Origin of the sequence: Streptomyces sp. NPDC127084, from assembly GCF_042724175.1 — a bacterium.
Classification (GTDB): domain Bacteria; phylum Actinomycetota; class Actinomycetes; order Streptomycetales; family Streptomycetaceae; genus Streptomyces.
The window spans coordinates 42,505-61,295 of sequence record NZ_JBHXFA010000010.1 but is presented as its reverse complement, the minus strand read 5'-3'; the positions used below and the strand labels follow the sequence as shown (position 1 = coordinate 61,295).

Below are 18,791 nucleotides of genomic sequence, written 5' to 3'. Positions count from 1 at the left end.
GCGGACGAGCGGGGCCTGGTTGTCTCACCGTCCCGCCGCGCCCGCCGGCCCGCCCCGGGGGCGCCCCCCCCCCCCCGGGGCCCGCCCCCCGGGCGGTAAGCGCGCGGTGCGCGGGCGGTAAGCGGGGCCGCCCAGACTCGGGATATGCACACTCCAGTCGAAGGACACCCTCGCAAGGGTCTGGTCCTGGCCATCGCCTGCGCGGCGGTGGTCCTGCTGACGGTGGACCTGACCGTCCTGCACCTCGCCATTCCGAAGTTGATCGGCGACCTCGATCCCTCGGCCACGCAGATCCTGTGGATCGCGGACATCTACGGGTTCGTCCTGGCGGGTCTGCTCATCACGATGGGTTCGGTCGGTGACCGGATCGGCCGCAAGAAGCTGCTGCTGATCGGTACGGTCGCGTTCGCCGGGGCCTCGCTGCTGACGGCGTACGCGCCGAACGCCGAGGTGCTGATCGTGGCGCGGGCCCTGCTGGGCGCGGCCGGTGCGACCATCATGCCGTCCACGCTGTCCATCCTGCGCAACGTGTTCACCGACCCCAAGGAACGCACCGCGGCGATCGGACTGTGGAGCGGGATGTCGGCCTCGGGGTTCGTGCTCGGGCCGATCATCGGCGGTGCGCTGCTGAACCACTTCTGGTGGGGTTCGGTGTTCCTGATCAACATCCCGATCCTGCTGGTGCTGTTCATCGCCGCTCTGCTGGTGCTGCCGGAGTCCCGCAACCCGCGTCCGGGACGGCTGGACTGGGCGAGCGTGGTGCTGTCGACCGGTGGGGTCATCGGCCTGGTGTACGCGGTGAAGGAGGCCGCGCACGGAGGGGTGGACCAGCCGAAGGTGTGGGTTACCGCGCTGCTGGGCGCCGCTGCGCTGGCGGTGTTCGTGATGCGCCAGACGCGGCTGACGCATCCGCTGATCGATGTGCGGCTGTTCCGCAGGGCCGCCTTCAGCGGAGCGGTCCTCGCCAACCTCTTCGCGATGTTCGCCATGGTGGCGCAATCGCTGATCTTCTCGCAGTACTTCCAGCTCGTACTCGGCTGGTCGCCGTTGCAGTCGGGGCTCGCGGGGCTGCCGGGCGCGGCGGCGTCGGCGGTGGGCGGCGGTGCGCTGGCCCCGCCGCTGATCTCGGCGATCGGCCGCGGCAGGACCGTCGGGCTCGGACTGGGACTCGGTGCCATCGGACTCGCGCTCTACACGACGGCGGGTATGGAGTCCGACTACCTGATGCTGGTGGTGGCGATGGTGCCGGTCGGCGTCGGCTTCGGCATGGCGTTCGCGGTCACCGGTGACACGGTGCTGGCCACCGTGCCCAAGGAGCGGGCCGGTTCGGGTGCGGCGATCTCCGAGACAGCGATGGAGGTGGGCGGCGCACTGGGCATCGCGGTGCTCGGTAGTGCGCTCAACGCTGCCTACACCAACGGCCTGGACCTGCCCGAAGGAGTACCGGCCTCGGCGGTGGCCCCGATCGAGGACTCCATCGCCGCCGCCGTGCAGACCGCGGCCGCTCTGCCGGCCGAGCTCGGCGCCCAGGTGATCGAGGCCGCGCGGCACGCGTTCGTCGACGCCTTCCATTTGTCCGCGCTGGTGGCAGCCGGTGTGATGGCGCTGGTGGCGGTGGCTTCGCTGGTGACCCTGCGCAACGTACCCAAGATCATCGAGGAGGAGGAGCCGGGCGACGAGCCCGTCCCGTCTCTTCGCACCGCCCCCTGACCCTCCGACCCCGGCGCTCCATCGGGGCGCCGGACGCGGTGCCGTGTCCCCGCACCTGTCACGTGGGAAGCGGCCCGTAAGGGTGCCGCCGTCGCGGCCATCCCCCGTTCCGACGGCGGCGGCACCCTCCTCTTCCCCCGGCCCGCCATCCGCGGCCCGGGGGAAGCGGTCGGTGTGGCGCGCCGGACCGCCGGGCGCGGCCGGGAAGGAATGCCCGCGAGGCGCTCCGGACCGTCAGGCACGGCCGAGGAAGGCGAGAGCCTCCTCGCCGGTCATGGAACGGCCGCGGTGGTACGCCGCCCGGTAGGCGTCCGGCAACAGCAGCTCCCGCGCCCCACCGACCGTGCGCGCCACGTCCGGGTCCTGCTCCAGCGAGACGCCACGCAGTCCCGCGCCCAGCCCGAGCAGCAGCGCGGCCCGTTCCGCGTCTCCCTCCCGCAGCACCACGCCGCCCAATGCCTCCACCGCTCCGGCCGCTCCGGCGAGATTGCGGCTGCCGATCATCACGTCCAGCGCCCGCTGGTGCCACTCCCGGGCCCGGCCCGTGTCGTTCTCGGCCTCTGCTATCCGGCCCAGCGCCACGAACACCCGGGCCCGCAGCTCCTCCACCGCGAACCACCCGGTGGCACAGCCCGCGAGGGCCGCCTCCATCAGCCGGCGGGCCTCGGTGAGGTCACCGCTGAGCCGGGCGATCTCGCCCAGGCCCCACTCCACCGCCGCCGGCCGGGTGGGTGCGCCGGCCTCCCGCGCGGTGCGTGCCGCCCGCTCGTAGGCGGTGCGGGCGGCGGCGAAGTCCCCGGCCCGGACCAGCCCGTCTCCCTTGCGGCACAGCAGGTCGGCCAGGTCCTCGACCGCGCCGAGCTGTCCGGCGGACTCGAGCGCCTCGTCGTACAGGGCCATGGAACGCCGCCCGTCCCCGCGCCATCCGGCCAGCATGGCGAGTTCGGCGAGGCACAGCGCCATGCCCCAGCGGTCGCCGGTGAACCGGAACCCGGACAGCGAGTCCTCGAACTGCCGCTCTGCCTCGGCGACTTCTCCGCCGAACAGGGCCATATGCCCCCAGCCGAGCCGGATCAGAGCGTCGGACCAGGGGTCGGACCGCCGGGGACCGCCGGCGAGGGCGGCCGGACGAGGCGTGCCGGTGCCCATGCCCCACAGCACGGTCAGGAAGGGGTGGCGGGGCGGCCACTCCAACTCCGCCATGGTCTCCTCGGCCCGCTGCCAGTACGGCTGGAGGGTGAAGCCGCCGACCGCGCCGCCGTCACCGGCGGCCGCGGCGTTGAGCACGCACAGCACGTACTCCTCCTCCAGCCCGGCCGGTGGCGCGCTGCCCACCTTGCGCAGCAACTCCGCGGCGGCCGCGGCACCGTGGCCCCGCAGGCCGCGCAGCCACCAGTAGCCGGACAGGGTCGCGATGAGGCGCAGAGCGGTGTCCTGGTCAGTGCGGACCGCCCGGTGCAGGGCGGCCTGGAGGTTGGCGTGCTCGGCGGCCAGCCGGGCCAGCCAGTCCACCTGGTCGCCGCTGCGCAGGTACGGCTCCGCGGTGCGGGCCAGGTCCAGGAAGTACGCCGTGTGCCGGCCCTGGACGGGCTCCTCCTCACCGGCCTGGGCCAGCCGTTCGGCGCAGAACGCGCGGACCGTGCCCAGCATCCGGTAGCGGCCGCCGTCACCCTCGATCAGGGACTTGTCGGCGAGGCCGGTGAGCCGCTCCACGGCCTCGGCGTCGGAGAGTTCACAGACCCGGCCCACCGCGCCGAGCGTGAAGCCGCCGGCGAAGACGGTGAGCCGGCGGGCGAGCCGCTGTTCGTCCTCCTCCAGCAGGTCCCAGCTCCAGCCGACCACGGCCCGCAGGGTCTGGTGGCGGGGCGACGCGGTGCGGCTGCCCTGGCTGAGCAGCCGGAACCGGTCGTCGAGGCGGGCGGCGACCTCGTCGACGGGCAGGGAGCGCAGCCGGGCCGCGGCGAGTTCGATGGCCAGCGGCAGGCCGTCCAGGGCGCGGCAGACCCTCACCACGGCGGCGACGGTGGCGGCGTCGACGGCGAAGTCGGGCCGTACGGCCATGGCCCGGTCGGCGAAGAGCCGCACCGCCGGGTACTCCAGGGCCTGGGCCGCGCCGACCCCCTCGGGCGGGGCGGCCAGCGGGGGTACCGGGCAGAGGACCTCCCCGGTGATGCCCAGCGCTTCGCGGCTGGTGGCCAGCACCCGCACCCGGGGGCAGGAGGTGAGCAGCCGGAAGACGAGGCGGGCGACCTCCTCCACCATGTGCTCGCAGTTGTCCAGGACGAGCAGGGTCTCGCTGTCGGAGAGGGCGGCGACAAGGCGCTCGACGGTGTCCGGGGGCTGGCCCTGGCGGCCGCCGGCGTTCAGCACGCCCTCGCGGACCCCGAGCGCGTTCAGCACCTGGCGGGGCAGGTCGCCGCCGTCGCGCAGACCGCCGAGGTCCGCGAAGGCGACGTCGCCGGGGTCGCGTCCCGCGGCCTCGATGGCGAGGCGGGTCTTCCCGGCGCCGCCGGACCCGACGACGGTGACCAGGCGGGCGCCGCCGCCCCGGTCGAGGGGGCCGAGCAGCCGGGAGACCCGTTCGAGTTCGTCGCGCCGGCCGACGAAGGTGGTGAGCTGTGCGGGCGGCCCGGTGCGCGCGACGGTGGCGGGCTCGGACGGCGCGGGGGCGGCGACGGTGGTCAGGGCGAGGTCGCCGCGGAGTACGGCCACGTGGACGGCGGCCAGTTCCTCGGAGGGGTCGTTGCCCAGCTCTTCGGCGAGGGTGCGCCGCGCGTCCTCGTAGACGGCCAGGGCGTCCGCGCGACGGCCGCAGCCGTACAGAGCCCGCATCAGCTGGCCGCGGGGCCGCTCCCGCAGAGGGTGGGCGGCGGCGAGCTGCTGGAGTTCGGTGACCAGTTCGCGGTGGCCGCCCAGGGCGAGTTCGGCCTCGGCGCGGTCCTCGATGACGGCCAGCCGCAGTTCCTCCAGGCGGTGGGCGCGGGCGCGGGCGGCGGTGGCCTCCCCGAGTTCCACGGGAACCGGGCCCTGCCAGAGGTCCAGGGCCCGGCGAAGGGTGGCCGCCGCCGCGGCATGGTCGCCGGCGGCGAGCTGCCGGCGGCCCTCGGCGGCCAGGCGCTCGAAGCGGTGGGCGTCGACGCTGTCGGGGTCGACGGCCAGGCGGTAGCCGACGGGGTGGGACTCGACCAGTTCGTGCGCGGCGGCACCCCGCAGGTCGCGGCGGAGCCGGGAGACCTGGGACTGGAGGGCGTTGAGGGCGTCGCCGGGCGGCTTGTCGCCGTAGAGGCCCTCGATGAGGGAGTCGACGGTGACGACCCGGCCGGCCTCCAGGGCGAGGAGGACGAGCAGGGAGCGGGCGCGGGGGCCGCGGACGGCCACCGAGCCTCCGTCGTCGCGCCGCACCACGAACTCGCCCAGGACCCCGAACCACATGGCGTCAATTATTGCCCAGTTCCGGGCTGTTCCCACCCCCGGTGATCTCCGCGGTCCCGGCGGCGGCGATGGGGAGGTGGCCGCCGACGGCGTCGTAGCGGCGCTGCACATGATGCAGGTCGGCGTGGAGGTCGGCGGAGCCGATCCGGCGCGGGGCGGCCGGGTGGGCGGTGGTGCGGCCGAGCGGGAGCGATCCGGTGTCGGCCCAGCACAGCCGGCCGTCGCCGTCGATGTAGCTGCGGGTGCGGCCCCGGTTGTCGGGGTGGAGGCACCAGGGGACGTCGAGGTAGCCGCGGGCGAACGCCCTGACCAGGGCCTCGCCGGGGTCGGGGTGCAGATCGAGAACCGCGTGCACCAGGGCGGCGGCTTCCTGGTAGGTCTCGCTGTCCGTGGCGGCCGACTCCTGCCGGGTGGGCGCCGCGGCTCCCCGCGCGGCCGTCCGCGCCGAACGGGCGGCGGCTTCCAGCGCGGCGACGTTCTCCTCGATGGTGGGGATACGCCGTGACTCCGCGACGGTCTTGACGATCAGCCGCTCGGCGCCGGTGTGCACGGCCAGCGCGGCGGCGTCGCCCAGCAGGCCGTATGCGCCGTGCTCGGTGACCGGGTACAGCCCCATGTAGGTGTAGATCACCACGTGCCAGGTGGGTGCGGGGAGGAGTTCGGCGCACAGCCGTCGCAGCGCGGCCACCGCCTCCCGGTCCTGCGCCGGGTGGGTCTGCTGGGCGTAGCTGACGGACACGTCGCGCACCCCGTGCCGGTGGAAGAACAGCGCCTCCAGTACGGAGACCGCGACGAGCAGGCTCGGCGGGCAGAGCTGCCCGAGCAGGCATCCGCCGAAGGTCTCCAGGTGGGGTTCGGCGCCCAGGTCGCGCAGGGCAGCGAAGCGGCGTACGCCCGCGGCCCAGTTGTGCACCGAGTCGGCCAGCGGCGTGCGGCCGTAGGGCAGGCAGTAGGAGACGGGTCCGCCCTCGCTGGCGTCGATGCGCTGGTCGATGAGGGCGGCGAAGATGTGCTGGGGGACGGCGGAGCCGTGCCGGACCTGCACCGGGAAGGTGCGGTCGCGGATGCCGGCCAGCATCCGGGAGGTGACGGCCGGGTCGTGCGCGGTGATCGGGTAGCCGTTGAGTTCGCGGCCGTGGGCGAGGGCCTCGGCGAGGGCGTCGTCGTCGCCGAGCCGGGTGTAGCTGTCCAGGGTCACGGTGCCGACGGTGAGCGCGCGGGCGGCCTTGGTGGCGGCGAGCCCGGCGCGCATCCGGCCGGGGGCGTCGAAGCCCATGCGGGGCTGCACGACCAGCCGCCCGTCGCCGCCCGCCCACCGTACGAAACCGCCGAAGTCCCCGGGCTGCGCGATGTTCCCGGGCTGCTGGATGTGCCCGGCGTCCGTGATGTGCCCGGCCGGGCCGCCGGGGAGCGGGCCGGGGTGGGACGCGGGCCGGCCGCCGGGGGTCAAGGCGTACCCGCGGCTCCGGACCGGACGCCGGCGAGGGCGGGCGCGGGCCGGGCCGAGTCCAGGTAGCGGCGCAGGTCCTCCTCCTGGCCGTCGTCGAAGACGGCGTCGAAGCCGGCCTCCAGCAGGGCCGCCGCCTGACGGCCGCGCTCGGCGGCGGAGGCGGAGACGCCGAGTTTGCCGCCGATGACCAGGGGAACGGCGGTGAGTCCGGGGTGGGCCCGCAGGGTCCGGGCCAACCGCAGGCCGTCGGCATGTCCGTGGCCGTTGACGCTGCTCACCACGACCAGGGCGGGATTGTGGCGCAGGCACTCGGTCAGCAGGAGCGTCTCGGGCACGCAGGGGCCGAGGTTGACCACGCGGTAGCCCCGTTCCTCCAGGAGCAGGTGGAGGAAGACCAGGTTCCAGGTGTGGGAGTCGGACGCCACGGTTGTGACGACCACCGTGTCGGCGGTGTCGAGGGGACGGTCGTCCACGGTGCTGGGGAGGTGGTTCACGGGGCGGGCTCCGGGGCGGGTCGGCGGGCGGCGGCCGGGACGTCGGCGTCCACCAGGGGGACGCGCCGGTAGTCGATACGGGTGGCCGAGACGATCTCCCCGTCGCGCAGGGCGACTTCGGTGGGCGCGGGGCGGCCGAGGAACGCCAGCAGGCTGGCGGTGGGGCCGTAGGCGCCGGCGTTGGGAACCGTGATCACGTCGTCGGGGCGCAGCGCGGGGAGGGGCAGGTCGCGGCCCAATACGTCGCCGGGCGTGCACAGCGGACCGACCAGGCCGGCGGTCACCGTCGGCGCGTCGTCGGGGGCCGTGGTGGCGGTGGGTTCCACATGGGTGGGCAGCAGCCGGCCCAGGCCGGACATGCCGCCGAAGACGTTGATGCCGCCGTCGAGGATCACATGAGTGCGTCCGCGGCCGGTCTTGACGTTGCTGACGCCCAGCAGCAGGGTGCCGGCGCAGGAGGTGAGGTAGCGGCCGGACTCGAAGGCGATCACGGGACCGCCGGTGCGCCGGCGCGGCAGGTGGGCGTCGAGCATGGCCTCCAGCTCGCCGCGCAGCGCCGGGTAGCTGCCGCGGCGGCCGGGCACGCCGTAGGGAGCGGCGAAGCCGCCGCCGAGGTCGAGCAGGTCCAGCGGTAGGTCGAGGTCGTCCGCGAGGCGGACGGCGGCGGCGACGGTGTGCCGGAACTCGGCGATGAGGTTGGCCTCGTCCTTGGCGTTGCTGAGTGGGAAGAAGTGCAGTCCTGCCAGCCGGGCGCCCTCGACCGCGCGCAGCTCTGGCAGGGCGGCGGGCAGGTCCTCGGAGTCGAAGCCGAACTGGCTGGGCCGGCCGGTCATGCGGATGCCGGTGGTGGCGCCGCCCGTGGCGGTGTTGACCGCGTTGACCCGCAGGACGCAGTCGGCGGTCAGGCCGCGCTCGGCGGCGGCCCGGCCCACCCGGCGTACGTCGCTGACCGAGTCGGTGGAGAAGGTGCGGACCCCGAGGTCGAGCGCCTGGCCGAGTTCAGCGGTGGTCTTGCCGGGGCCCGTGTAGAGGCAGTGGGCGGCGTCGAAGCCGGCCTCCAACGCGGCGTGCAGCTCGCCGCTGGAGCTGATCTCGGCGCGGCACCGGCCGTCGTCGCCCCGCAGGGTGCGGGCCACGTCGGGGTGCGGGTTGGCCTTGAGCGCGTAGTACAGGAGGGCCCCTTCGGGCAGGGCGTCCAGCAGTTCGGCGCGGGCGGCGGCGACCTCGTCGAGGTCGTACAGGTAGAGCGGGGTGCCGAAACGCTCGGCCAGCGCGGTGTGCGCCGCGGATGCCCTGTCGGTCATCGGGCGTCCCCCCGCACGAGGGCGGCCAGTTCCCGCCGGGCGTTCTTGCCGTGGCCGGTGAGCGGCATGACGGCCACCACCCTGCACACGGCGGGCACCTTGGCGGGCTCCAGACGGCCGGCCAGGGCGCGCAGCACGGCGTGCGGCTCCAGGTCGTCGGCCTCCACGACGAGGGCGAGGTCGGCGCCGTCGGCCGGGGGCACGACGGCCGCTGCCCGTACGCCGGGGACGTCCATGGCGGCGGCCTCTATCTCGACGGTGGACATCCGGATGCCCTTGCGTTTGAACATGTCGTCGCGCCGGCCCTCGAAGTAGAGGTAGCCGTCCTCGTCGAGGCTCCCGTAGTCACCGGTGTGCAGGCGCAGTCGACCGGTGCGCGGGTCGCGGCGGAAGGAGCGTGCGGTCTGCTCGGGATCGCGCCAGTAGCCCGGCATGACGTGCGGGCCGGTGACCACGATCTCACCGGTGCGACCGCTGGGCAGTTCGGATCCGTCCTCGTCCAGGATCAGGACGCGGGTGCCGGGCAGCGGCAGACCCACCGAGTCCGGCCGGCTGTCGTCCTCGGATGGAGGCATGACGGAGACCCGCTTGCACTCGGTCTGCCCGAACTGGCGGACCACCCGGACGCCGGGGAAGAGGTCCCGCAGGGCCCGGATCGTCGCGGGCGGCAGGGCGGCGCCGGTGTTGGTGAACATCCGGACCGGCGGCAGCCCGTCCGGGTCGCGCCGGGCCAGGGACACGATCATCTGCGCGAGCGACGGGACGATGGGCACCACCGTGGCGCCGGTCTGCCGCATCCGGCCGAGCAGCATCAGGTCCGACTCCTCGTCGGCGAGCACCAGTTCGCCGCGGCCGAGGCAGGTCAGCAGCACCTTGTAGAGGCCGTAGTCCCAGGAGAGGGGGAAGCGGCAGAAGACGACGTCGTCGGTGCGGTAGCCGAGTGCGTCCACGAGGGCCCGGGTGGCGAAGGTGACCTGTGCGTGCGGGCAGATCACGGCTTTGGGGGCGGCGGTGGAGCCCGAGGTGTAGATCAGGACGGCGATGTCGTCGGGGCGGACGACGACGGGCGGGGCGGACACGTCCCGTTCGGCGAGGGCGGTCACCGCGGGCCAGATGTCGCCGAGTTCGTGGACCGGGGCGGGCGACATCTCCCGCAGCCGCGGCGCGGTCGGGCCCGACACGATCACCAGGGCCGGTTCGGCGTTGGCCAGTACGGACTGGAGGTGGAAGGGCTTCATGCCGGGGTTGAGCGGCACGAAGACCACTCCGCGGGATACCGCGCCGTAGAACATGGCGACCAGGTCGCGGCGGCTGGACGCCTGCACCACCAGGCGGTCGCCGGGGCGTAGTCCCCGCGCGTCGAGCCAGACGCCGAAGGCGCGGCTCGTCCGGTCGAGTTCCCCGTACGTCCACCTGCCGACCGCGTCGCGGACCGCGGCCCCGTCGGGCACCGCGCGCACGGCCTCGGCCAGCAGCTCGTGCACGAGGAACGGCCCGGGCACCGGCACATCGGGGGCGGTCTCTGAAACCGCGAGTTCCGTCATGGTCCCTCCGCTTCGCTTCCGCGAGTATCCGCACCGCGTTGTTTCCGCACCGCGTTGTTTCCGCTTCTCCGAAACAGTAAGGAGCGGACGGCGGCCGAATCACCCCTAGCCGACCCCAGAGGGCGGTGATAAGGGTTGCCACCGGGGGCGGCGGGGACTGCGATGGGAGCAAGACATTTCTGGGATGCGGAGACAACCATGTGGGACGAGAAGTTCGAAACGATCGTGCGCCGTCATCTGCCGTTCCTGGGGCAGGACGAGGAACTGTCCGCGGACACCGCGCTGCGGGACCTGGGGCTGGACTCACTGGCCACGGTGGAGTTGCTGAGCGACCTGGAACGCGCCTACGACCTGCGGTTCGTCGATGACGCGCTGACTCTGGAGACGTTCGCCACACCGGAGCGGCTATGGCTGACCCTGCACGGGCTCGACGCGTCGGCGGCCTGATCCAGGGGCCGGGACGACGGCTAAGCGCGAAGGCTCCCGAGGAATTCTCCGAGTACGGCCCGAAAGCGTTCCGGCTCTTCCAGGTGCGGCTGGTGACTGGACTCGTCGAACAATTCCCAGCGGACATTCGGAATATGCTCGGCATAGGGCCGTACCGTCACCGGGGTCGCCTCGTCGTGGCGGCCGGAGATGAGTAGGGTGGGCACGGCGATGTCCGGACAGTATTCCACCACCGACCAGTCCTTCAGGGTTCCGATGACATGGAATTCGTTGGGGCCGTTCATGGTCTGGTAGACGGTGGGGTCATTGGAGATCTCGTAGAAGGAGGCCATGAACTCCCGTGGCCACGGACGCAGTCGGCACACATGACGGGCGTAGAAGACCTTGACCGCCTCCCGGTACTCCTCGCTGTCGGTGGTGCCGGCCTCCTCGTGGCACCGCAGGGTGTCGTCGACGCCCGGCGGGAGCTGCGCCCGCAGCACCTTCATCTCGGCCAGCCACAGCGGGTAGGAGGCCGGGGAGTTGGCGATCACCAGGCCGCGCAGCCCCGCGGGCCGCTCGGCGGCGTGCCGGGCGGCCAGCAGTCCGCCCCAGGAGTGGCCGAAGAGCACGTAGTCGCCGGCGACGCCCAGGCCGTGCAGGAGATTGGCGAGTTCGTCCCGGAAGAGCCGTACGGTCCAGAAGTCGGCGCCCTTGTTCGGCAGGTGCGTGGAGCCGCCGTTGCCGATCTGGTCGTAGTGCACGACGGGCCAGCCGTCCTCGGCGAGTTCGGCGATCCGCAGCAGGTAGTCGTGTGTGGATCCGGGGCCGCCGTGGACCACCACCAGAGGCGGGCGGCCGCTGCCGAGGTCACCGGTGACCCGGTACCAGGTGTTCCACTCGCCGAAGGACAGCAGCCCCTTGGCGCTGGGGGCGGCGAGGCGGGGAGCGGTTGCCATGGTCGATCACCTCTGGAATGGGGTGGCTTGGCCGGACGGGAGGGCGGGCCGCGCCAATGAGCGGTGGCGGCCCGTCTCCGGGCACCTGGGACGCTACGCACCCGCCCGTACGGCGGCCAACCCCTAACCGGGCGCCCGGCCCCCTAAGGGCTGTCCATCAGGCCGTATTGGAGAACTCCCGCCTGTGGGGCGGCACCGAGACCCTTGCGGGCACCGCCGCGCCGACCGCCGATTCCGCGGCCAGGTAGGACCGCAGATCCGCGCGCCCGGAGAGGCGGAGCTTGCGGTACACACGGGTGAGATGCTGTTCCACGGTGCTGACGGTGATGAACAGCTTCCCGGAGATCTCGCGGTTCGTCTCACCGGCCGCGGCCAGTTCCGCCACGCGCAGCTCCGCCTCGCTGAGCATGTCGGTGTTCAGCCGCTGGTCGGGCACCACCGACGTCTCCTCGCCCGTGGCGATGGCGCTCTCCGGAAGCAGCATCCGAGCCAGGCGTTCGGCGCCGCAGCGCACCGCGCTGTGCCAGGCCTGCTGTCCCGTGGCGCGTGCTCTCACTGTGTCGTCGGCCTCCTGGTGGGCGCGGCTGAGATCGGTCAGCACCAGGAAGTGCTGATACCAGTCCCTTCCGCCCGAGACCAGTTCGGCCGCGTCGGTGAGCACGTCGCGCCGGCGGCTGCGGTCGACCATCTCCGCGTACAGCCGCAGATGGGCGCCGCGCAAATGCGGGTGCCGGCCACGGGCCTGGTTCAGCTCGCTCTCGGTCACGCGGCGGGCCTCGCTCCGGTCGCCCAGGGCCAGGGCGGCCTCGGCCTGGCCCAGCCGCCAGGGGGCGAGGACGGGAGGGGCGAAACCCCAGGACCGGACGCGTTCCTCACAGGTACGGAAGTCCCGCTGGGCGGCGGTGTACTGGCCGATGGCCAGGTGGTGGCGGCCGCGGGCCTGGAGGTAGTGCAGCCCGTAGAACGTCTGGTACATCTCCGGGTGCACGCTCCAGGAGAGATACTCCTCGGCGCGTTCGGTGTTACCGCGGGCGGTGTGGACGGCGACGAGGACGCTCAGTGGCAGTCCGAGGGCGACTCCCCAGGCGCGGGGCGCCAGGTGCGTGAGGGCTTGCTCGGCCAGTTGCTGAGCCCCGGGCAGGTCACCGCGCCGGCGGGCGATCTCGGCGCAGACCGCCTGGTGCATGCCATGGGTCAGCGGAGAGGCGAGGCGCGCGGCGTCCCGGACGGCCCGGGTTGCCCAGCGCTCGGCGGGGCCCAACTCGCCGGTGTAGAGAAGGGCTTGGAGGATCGACCCGGCGGTGTCCCCGGTCAGCCGCCGGTCGGCCAGCACCTCCTGGGCGGTGACGGGGACGTTGGCGTGGCCGGTCTCGCACAGTGCCAGCGAGAGGGCGGTGAGCGGGCGGAGCGAGCCGGAGGAGGTCTCCAGGAGGCGGTCCAGCAAGCGCCCGTCGGCCCGGCGGATCCGGTCCAGCAGGCCGGGGTGGCTGAGCCGGGCCCAGTCCAGGAAGTTCTGGATCTCGGTACGCAGCGGACCGTCGGCACAGCGCTCGGCCACGTCCAGCAGCATGGTCACTGCGTCCTCGACGTGTCCATGCCAGAGGAAGATCCCGAGCAGGGCGAGCGTCTCGCGGTCGGGGACATGGCCCTTCTGCTGAAGCTCGAAGCACTCCTGGAAGTACTTGGTGACCCGGGCGGGATTGAGCCGCCACCCGACGCGCAGGAACTCGCTGACGACGAGGCCTCTCTCCTCGTCGGTGAGACCGCCGCGTAGCGCCAGTCGCAGGCACTTGAGGGCGAAGTCCCAGTCGTTGTGTCCTGCCGCTTCCCGGGCCGACTCGCGCAGTACGGCTATGGTCCAGGATTCGGTGGCGGTGTCGGCCGCGATCAGGTGGCGGGCCACTTGGAGGGAGCTGTGGCCGTCCGCCTCCAGCAGCGCGGCCGCCTCATGGCGCAGTCCCCGGATTTCGCGGAACTCCGGGTCGGCGAGCACTACTTGGGCGACTCCGGGGTGGCGGAAGCGTAAACCGCCGAGCACTCCGGCCGCCTCCAGGTCCCGCAGGTACCGGGTGATGTCATCGGGTTCGCGGCGGAGCAGTTGGCAGAGCAGGTCGAGACCGGCGGCGGGACCCAGCAGGGCGATGCCGCGGGCGACGGCCATGGCCTGCGGACCGCTGCGGTGGAGCGAGGTGAAGACTGCCAGTGCCGAGACCTTGCCGGGGGCGAGCACACCGGCCGCGGTGGCCTCGGGGCTGTCGTCGTCGGTGAACCGGGTGGAGGACCACTCCTGGATCAGGGCCCGTAACACCAGTGGATTGCCGCCGCTGTAGCGGTAGTAGTCGGCGGCGGTGCGCTCGGCCACGTCCGGGCCCAGGCTGTCCGCGACGACCTCGGCGACACCGGCGCGGGACAGCGGCCGCAGGCGGACGCGCCGGTAGTGCGGAGCCCTCAGCAACTCGGCATGGAAAAGCGGCATGTGCTCGTAGGAGCAGTCGGACGCGACGAGCACCAGCATGATGCGGGCGGTACGGCAGATCTGAACCAGGTGGAGGATGCCGTCCAGCGATTCCGGATCAGCGTGGTGGAGGTCGTCTATCACGATGAACAGCGGATACCGGTCGGCGTACCGCCCGATCTCCTCAGCGGCCCGCACGGGGCTGCTCTCGGCGCCCCGGCCGGGAACCGGATGCCTGTCGTCGCAGACGCCCGGGTCCTCGCCGGTGGACGTCTCGGCACTTCCCTGCGGTTCTCGTTGCAGTCCATCGGTGAGCTGCTCGAACAATTCCCGTGGGCCTTGACTGCCAGGCATGTACATTTGCGCTCGCAGAACCTTCAGATTGCCTTCTTCGGCGATCTCGGCCAGCGAATGCGTAAGCTCTGTTTTCCCTACGGCGACAGGGCCCGTGATGACGGCGACGCCACCTCGGCCACTCTTGACACACCGTATGAGTTCTCTGAGTTCAGAAAGCACGCGTGAACGTTCGGCCAGCATCTTTCTCCCGTGTTCCCCCAGCTGACCGCAGGGACTCCCTGTCATGGCGCTCTGCGCCCCGCGGTCAAACTCCCCGGTTACTCGCGCATCACAATTGTCCGTACGTGTTGCTATTCGGCGCCGAACGGCGATGACATCTTCACGGAGCGGACGCCGCTGCCTCGCCGCGATGCTCTACCAATCGCAAGCGATTCGTCAAGGTTTGGTAAGGAACTCACGGCGAATGCCGTAGGCGCCGTCCGCCGACGGGCAGCACTCCCCCACCGGCCGGCCTGTGGTCCGGGCCGACCGGTGGGGGCCGGGGGAAGGGTGGGTCAGCGGCTCTCAGCCCCTGCGCGGGCGACGGCCACGAAGACGCCCCGGTCCGCGCGGCCCGCCGGCAGCAGCGACGCCTCGAAGCCGGCCAGGGTGAAGGCGGTCTGATACTCCTCCAGGGAGTACAGAGCAAGGTCCTGGTGGTCGACGAAGTGGCGCACACCGTCCGGCTCGGAGACCAGGTAGTGCATGTCCACCTGGGAGCGGGCACCTTCGGTGCGCCAGCGGCCCATCCGGGAGATGGTCACGCCTTCGTGCTCGACGGTGGCGTGGGCCAGGACGCCGCCGTTCCACTTCTCCCGCAGGATCCAGGGTTCGACGATGAGCACGCCGCCCGGGGCGACATGGGCGGCCATGCGCGCTGTCGCCGCCCGCAGGTCCTCCGAGCCGCCGAGGTAGCCGACGGAGCTGTACATCGAACACACGACGTCAAAAGTTCGTCCGAGATCGAACTCCCGCATGTCGGCCTGATGAACAGCGATGTTCCCGAGTTTTCGACGAGCGGCCCGGACCATGGATTCGGAGAGGTCGACACCGGTCACCGAGAATTGCTTGGCGAGGTATCGCAAATGCTCCCCGGTACCGCACCCCACATCCAGCAGGGTAGTGGGGCTGCCCACATGCTGCCGGGCCAGATCCCCGATCAGCTCAGCATGTTCGGCATAATTGTAGAGGGCGCAGTAAACCCTGTCGTAAACCTCGGCGAACTGGTCGTCATACAAGCTCGCTCACCCTGTCTCACTGAAGGTATGGAGGAGCCCGCACACCGACCGGCTGTCCTCGCCGGCTTCCCCCGAAGCGCAACTGTCGAGCTATCAGTCGGTCGTTTAAACGGGGGGAACGCTATCATCGCGGCCACATCTTGTCACGATGTTGCACTTGCTTTGATGGACCACGATGGATATGCGGAGCGCTGGTGCCCGCCCGATTGCCGGGTACCAATCATGTCGGCGAGGAGAGCGCAGGTCAGGTGCCTTCCCGCACGGGTTCGTGAATCGGCCGCACTCCACGTCGTGGGCCGTCGAAACCCGGAGCGCGCGTCGCACGGCAGCGGTTCCGGTCATCGAGGACGCCGACGACACGGCCACCGTGTACATCGCAGCAAGGGAGAGGCACTGGCCACGTTCGGGAAGACCTCCGCCGCCCACACCCGCCGTGAACTCCATGAGAAAACGGCCCTGGCGAGCGCACAAAACTCCTGTGCACCGGCTTGCGCACCTCTGCGATCATCCCTGGATGGCGCACAGTCTCGAATCGCTGGTCATCCGGCACACCCACCGCCTTCCCTCCCCCAAGGGCCCCGCCGGGGAAGGAGCCATCGCAGCACGGCAGTTCGACGCGGCGCTGGCATCGGTGGGCTTCAAGCTCTCGGCGGAGCTGCTTGAGCGGCTGTCGGGGCTGTCCGAGGACGCGGTCGTGCACACCGCCAAGCGAACGCTGCGCACCGTGGGCGAAATGCTGGGCGACCATGTCCGGCACAACTCGCACTTCATCGACTTCCCGGCGAATGTGCCGGACACCGAGGCGTTCTGGATGCAGTGCGTGGCGAAGGCGCTCGGCGACGGGAAGTCGCGCGAGAACGTGCTGACGCAGCTCGGTCACGGGCTGCTGGACCTGCTCAGCCTGCCCACGTACGGCCGGTACCAGCACACCTACGAGGAGATGCTCGTCAAGCATGACGAACTGATCGCCTCGGCGGGCGACCGGGTCACCGTCCTGCACCTTGGCCGGGACCTGGACGACGAACTCACTGACCTGTACCTGGCCCTGGCCGGCAGCACCACCCCGCTGGGCGAGGACGACCTGCGCGACCTGAAGGTCCTCGCCGAGCGGTGCGCGCCAGGCCCGCAGCCGGAGGCGATCCCAGTCCGGGAGACCCGGGCGGTCATCAACCAGGTCCGGCTCGGCGTCGGGGCGGACCTCCTCCTCGACACCGTCACCGATGTGCTGCGGCTGGCCTGCGCGCTGTCGGACGGTGACGTGACGCTGCGGGAGCCGACCCGGTTTCGGGCGCTGTCGCGGCCGCTGCGCAGGGGACTGCTCGCGGGTCTCGACGCCGTGGTCGCGGCGAACCCCGCGAAGCTCGCCGATGTGCGGGCGCACCGAGAGCCCTTCAAGCGTCTGGGCGAGCGCCTCCACCCGCACGAGTACCCGCGCTGGCCGCATGCCGCTGATGTGTTCGCGGTCGCACGGGGCGAGAAGGAGGCACGGTCCTTCGACAGCCGGGTCGAGGAGCTGCTCGACGCGTTTGACGTCCTCGGTGCGGTGAAGCTGCTGATATCCGCTCCCGGCAAGCTGTTCCGGGCCCTGGACCTCCTGCTGCGCATCGCCGCCGACCAGGAGGAACGCGACGCGGTGGTGGCCGCCGCGGTGCGGGTCGCTCCCGACGTCTCCGGCCGGGTCGTGCTCTCGGTGCGCGAGCATCTCCACAACCGGGCGCGTGAGAGCGACCAGCCCCGGGTCTTCGTCAACCGCCGGGGCCGCGCCTGGGTGACCCCCGACTTCCGACCGCCTGTACCGGCCGCCGACCGCGATCGTCTGATCGCCGCCCTCGACTCCGAGATGCGCCGTCGGCTCCCGGCGCCGGGCCGACTGCTGCTCGACCCCGGTGTCCTCGACGTGGCGCTTCCGCTCAGCGGCCGGGCGACCGCGGCCGGGCTCGGCGTACTGCCGCGAGGGTCGGTCTCCGCGGTCGACGGCGAGCAGTTGCGCTTCTTCGTGTACTGGAAGGAGACGAGGCACCGGACCGACTACGACCTGTCGGCGCTGCTCCTCAACGCCGACTACAGCACCGACTCCTGGCTCTCCTACACGTCCCTCAAGGCCGTCGGGGGCGTGCATTCGGGCGACGTCACCGAGGCGCCCGACGGGGCCTCGGAGTTCATCAACCTGTCCCTGGACCGAGTGCGCGGCACCTTCATCGTTCCGCAGGTCAACATCTACGCGGGAGAAGGCTTCGAGGAGGTCGAGGAGTCGTTCTTCGGCTTCATGCTGCGCGACGGTGAGCAGAAGGGCCGGCCGTTCGAGCCGCGCACAGTGCGGATGAAGTCGGAGCTGCGTGGGGTGGGCAGGGTGGCGCTGCCGCTGGTGTTCCAGCGCGGCGACGACGGCCTGTGGCGCGCGAAGTGGCTGCATCTGTATCTGAAGGGCATCTCGTCGGCGAACCGGGTCGAGGAGAACCAGGTATCCGTGTCGAAGGTGGTACGCGCCATCGTGGAGCGCGAGCAGTTGACGGTGGGGTACCTGATCGACCTGATGTCCGGCGGCACCACGACCGTGGAGCTGTGGGACGGCGGGCCGGTCCCGGACGAGCCCGTGGTGTACATCGGCCTCGAACGTCCCGAGGGACTGCATCCGGACTCCCGGATCATCACCCCCGGAAACCTGCGCGACTTGATCCCGGGCTGAGTGCTAGCGTTGCCCACGGCGAGGCCATGAAGGGGCTTCCTTCTCACTCCTTTCTGAAACGAGTCCTTTCGCTTTCCTCGCCGCTGACCTCGACCGGGAGGCGCCGCTTGGCGCCTCCCGGTTTTGTTGTGCGCCGGTACCCATACGCCCAGGAGAGGCTCCGGCTCAGCGTGAGCGCGTTACGCCGCAGGGGGTGCTCGAAGGCCTGCCCGCCCGCGGTGAACGGGCGCGGCCCCCTGCTCCGGGAGGGGACTCTCAGGGATCCGACCCCGACGATTCCCAGGGTCGGGATCGCACCGTAGAGCGACGCTTCACCCCATGGCTCCGGGCGAGTATCGAGTCATCGGGAGCACACAGGCGTGACTCCCACGAAGGACTCGCGAAGGAGACCAGCATGGCCGCACTTGCCCGCCCCCTTGACGGAAAGATGATCGGCGGAGTGTGCGCGGCGCTCGCACGGCGCTTCGGCACCTCCGCGACCACCATGCGGGTGATCTTCCTGGTGTCGTGCGTGCTGCCGGGCCCGCAGTTCCTGCTGTACCTCGCGCTCTGGCTGCTGCTGCCGACGGAGAAGACCGCGTCGACCGCCTGGTGAGGGGTCCGAACAGCTCCAGGAGCCATCACGGCATGGAGCTGACAGCTTGATCCGGACCGTTGTGGCCGCCCACATGACGGGGCGCGGGGCCGCCCGGTTAAGGTGCGGGGGGCGATCGCCCCACCCGCGGTTTTGCTGCCGCGGGAATTACACCCTCAGTTG

At 71.8% G+C, this 18,791-nt stretch carries 12 protein-coding genes; 4 read left to right on the top strand and 8 right to left on the bottom strand.

Features of this window, described 5'->3' with window-relative positions:
- Positions 1-144 precede the first annotated feature (144 nt).
- Positions 145-1,710: an MFS transporter gene (locus tag ACFWI9_RS04495; protein WP_387159007.1), complete on the top strand. Its 1,566-nt coding sequence runs from the start codon at positions 145-147 to the stop codon at positions 1,708-1,710.
- 234 nt (positions 1,711-1,944) lie between these two features.
- On the opposite strand, the gene ACFWI9_RS04490 is transcribed toward ACFWI9_RS04495, so the two are convergent.
- The 5 genes from ACFWI9_RS04490 to ACFWI9_RS04470 form a co-directional block, all read right to left on the bottom strand.
- The gene (locus ACFWI9_RS04490; RefSeq protein WP_387159006.1) at positions 1,945-5,142 is read right to left on the bottom strand and encodes a BTAD domain-containing putative transcriptional regulator; all 3,198 of its coding nucleotides are present in this window, start codon (positions 5,140-5,142) and stop codon (positions 1,945-1,947) included.
- A gap of 4 nt (positions 5,143-5,146) precedes the next feature.
- A complete protein-coding gene (locus ACFWI9_RS04485; RefSeq protein WP_387159018.1) occupies positions 5,147-6,511 on the bottom strand; it encodes a methylaspartate mutase in 1,365 nt (454 codons plus the stop codon).
- Between the two features lie 77 nt (positions 6,512-6,588).
- Positions 6,589-7,086 carry a cobalamin B12-binding domain-containing protein gene (locus ACFWI9_RS04480; RefSeq protein WP_387159005.1) on the bottom strand — a complete coding sequence of 166 codons (498 nt, stop codon included), beginning with the start codon at positions 7,084-7,086 and terminating at the stop codon, positions 6,589-6,591.
- A complete protein-coding gene (locus ACFWI9_RS04475) occupies positions 7,083-8,390 on the bottom strand; it encodes a type III PLP-dependent enzyme (RefSeq protein WP_387159004.1) in 1,308 nt (435 codons plus the stop codon). The genes ACFWI9_RS04480 and ACFWI9_RS04475 overlap by 4 nt, the downstream gene beginning before the upstream one ends.
- Positions 8,387-9,934: an AMP-binding protein gene (locus tag ACFWI9_RS04470; protein WP_387159003.1), complete on the bottom strand. Its 1,548-nt coding sequence runs from the start codon at positions 9,932-9,934 to the stop codon at positions 8,387-8,389. Before ACFWI9_RS04470 ends, ACFWI9_RS04475 begins: the two co-directional genes overlap by 4 nt.
- Before the next feature lie 198 nt (positions 9,935-10,132).
- Between ACFWI9_RS04470 and ACFWI9_RS04465 the strand changes: the two genes are divergently transcribed.
- Entirely contained in the window at positions 10,133-10,381 is a 249-nt protein-coding gene (locus ACFWI9_RS04465) for an acyl carrier protein (RefSeq protein ID WP_387159002.1), read from the top strand.
- 20 nt (positions 10,382-10,401) lie between these two features.
- On the opposite strand, the gene ACFWI9_RS04460 is transcribed toward ACFWI9_RS04465, so the two are convergent.
- The 3 genes from ACFWI9_RS04460 to ACFWI9_RS04450 form a co-directional block, all read right to left on the bottom strand.
- Positions 10,402-11,319 (bottom strand): proline iminopeptidase-family hydrolase, encoded by a 918-nt coding sequence (locus ACFWI9_RS04460; protein WP_387159001.1) that lies wholly within the window; start codon positions 11,317-11,319, stop codon positions 10,402-10,404.
- 157 nt (positions 11,320-11,476) lie between these two features.
- Positions 11,477-14,311 carry an AAA family ATPase gene (locus tag ACFWI9_RS04455; protein ID WP_387159000.1) on the bottom strand — a complete coding sequence of 945 codons (2,835 nt, stop codon included), beginning with the start codon at positions 14,309-14,311 and terminating at the stop codon, positions 11,477-11,479.
- A 314-nt stretch (positions 14,312-14,625) separates the two neighbouring features.
- Positions 14,626-15,348: a class I SAM-dependent methyltransferase gene (locus ACFWI9_RS04450; RefSeq protein WP_387158999.1), complete on the bottom strand. Its 723-nt coding sequence runs from the start codon at positions 15,346-15,348 to the stop codon at positions 14,626-14,628.
- Between the two features lie 514 nt (positions 15,349-15,862).
- Here ACFWI9_RS04450 and ACFWI9_RS04445 point away from each other — a divergent pair.
- Together ACFWI9_RS04445 and ACFWI9_RS04440 are read left to right on the top strand one after the other, a co-directional pair.
- Entirely contained in the window at positions 15,863-18,034 is a 2,172-nt protein-coding gene (locus tag ACFWI9_RS04445) for a TerD family protein (protein ID WP_387158998.1), read from the top strand.
- Between the two features lie 394 nt (positions 18,035-18,428).
- The gene (locus ACFWI9_RS04440) at positions 18,429-18,629 is read left to right on the top strand and encodes a PspC domain-containing protein (RefSeq protein ID WP_387158997.1); all 201 of its coding nucleotides are present in this window, start codon (positions 18,429-18,431) and stop codon (positions 18,627-18,629) included.
- Positions 18,630-18,791 lie beyond the last annotated feature (162 nt).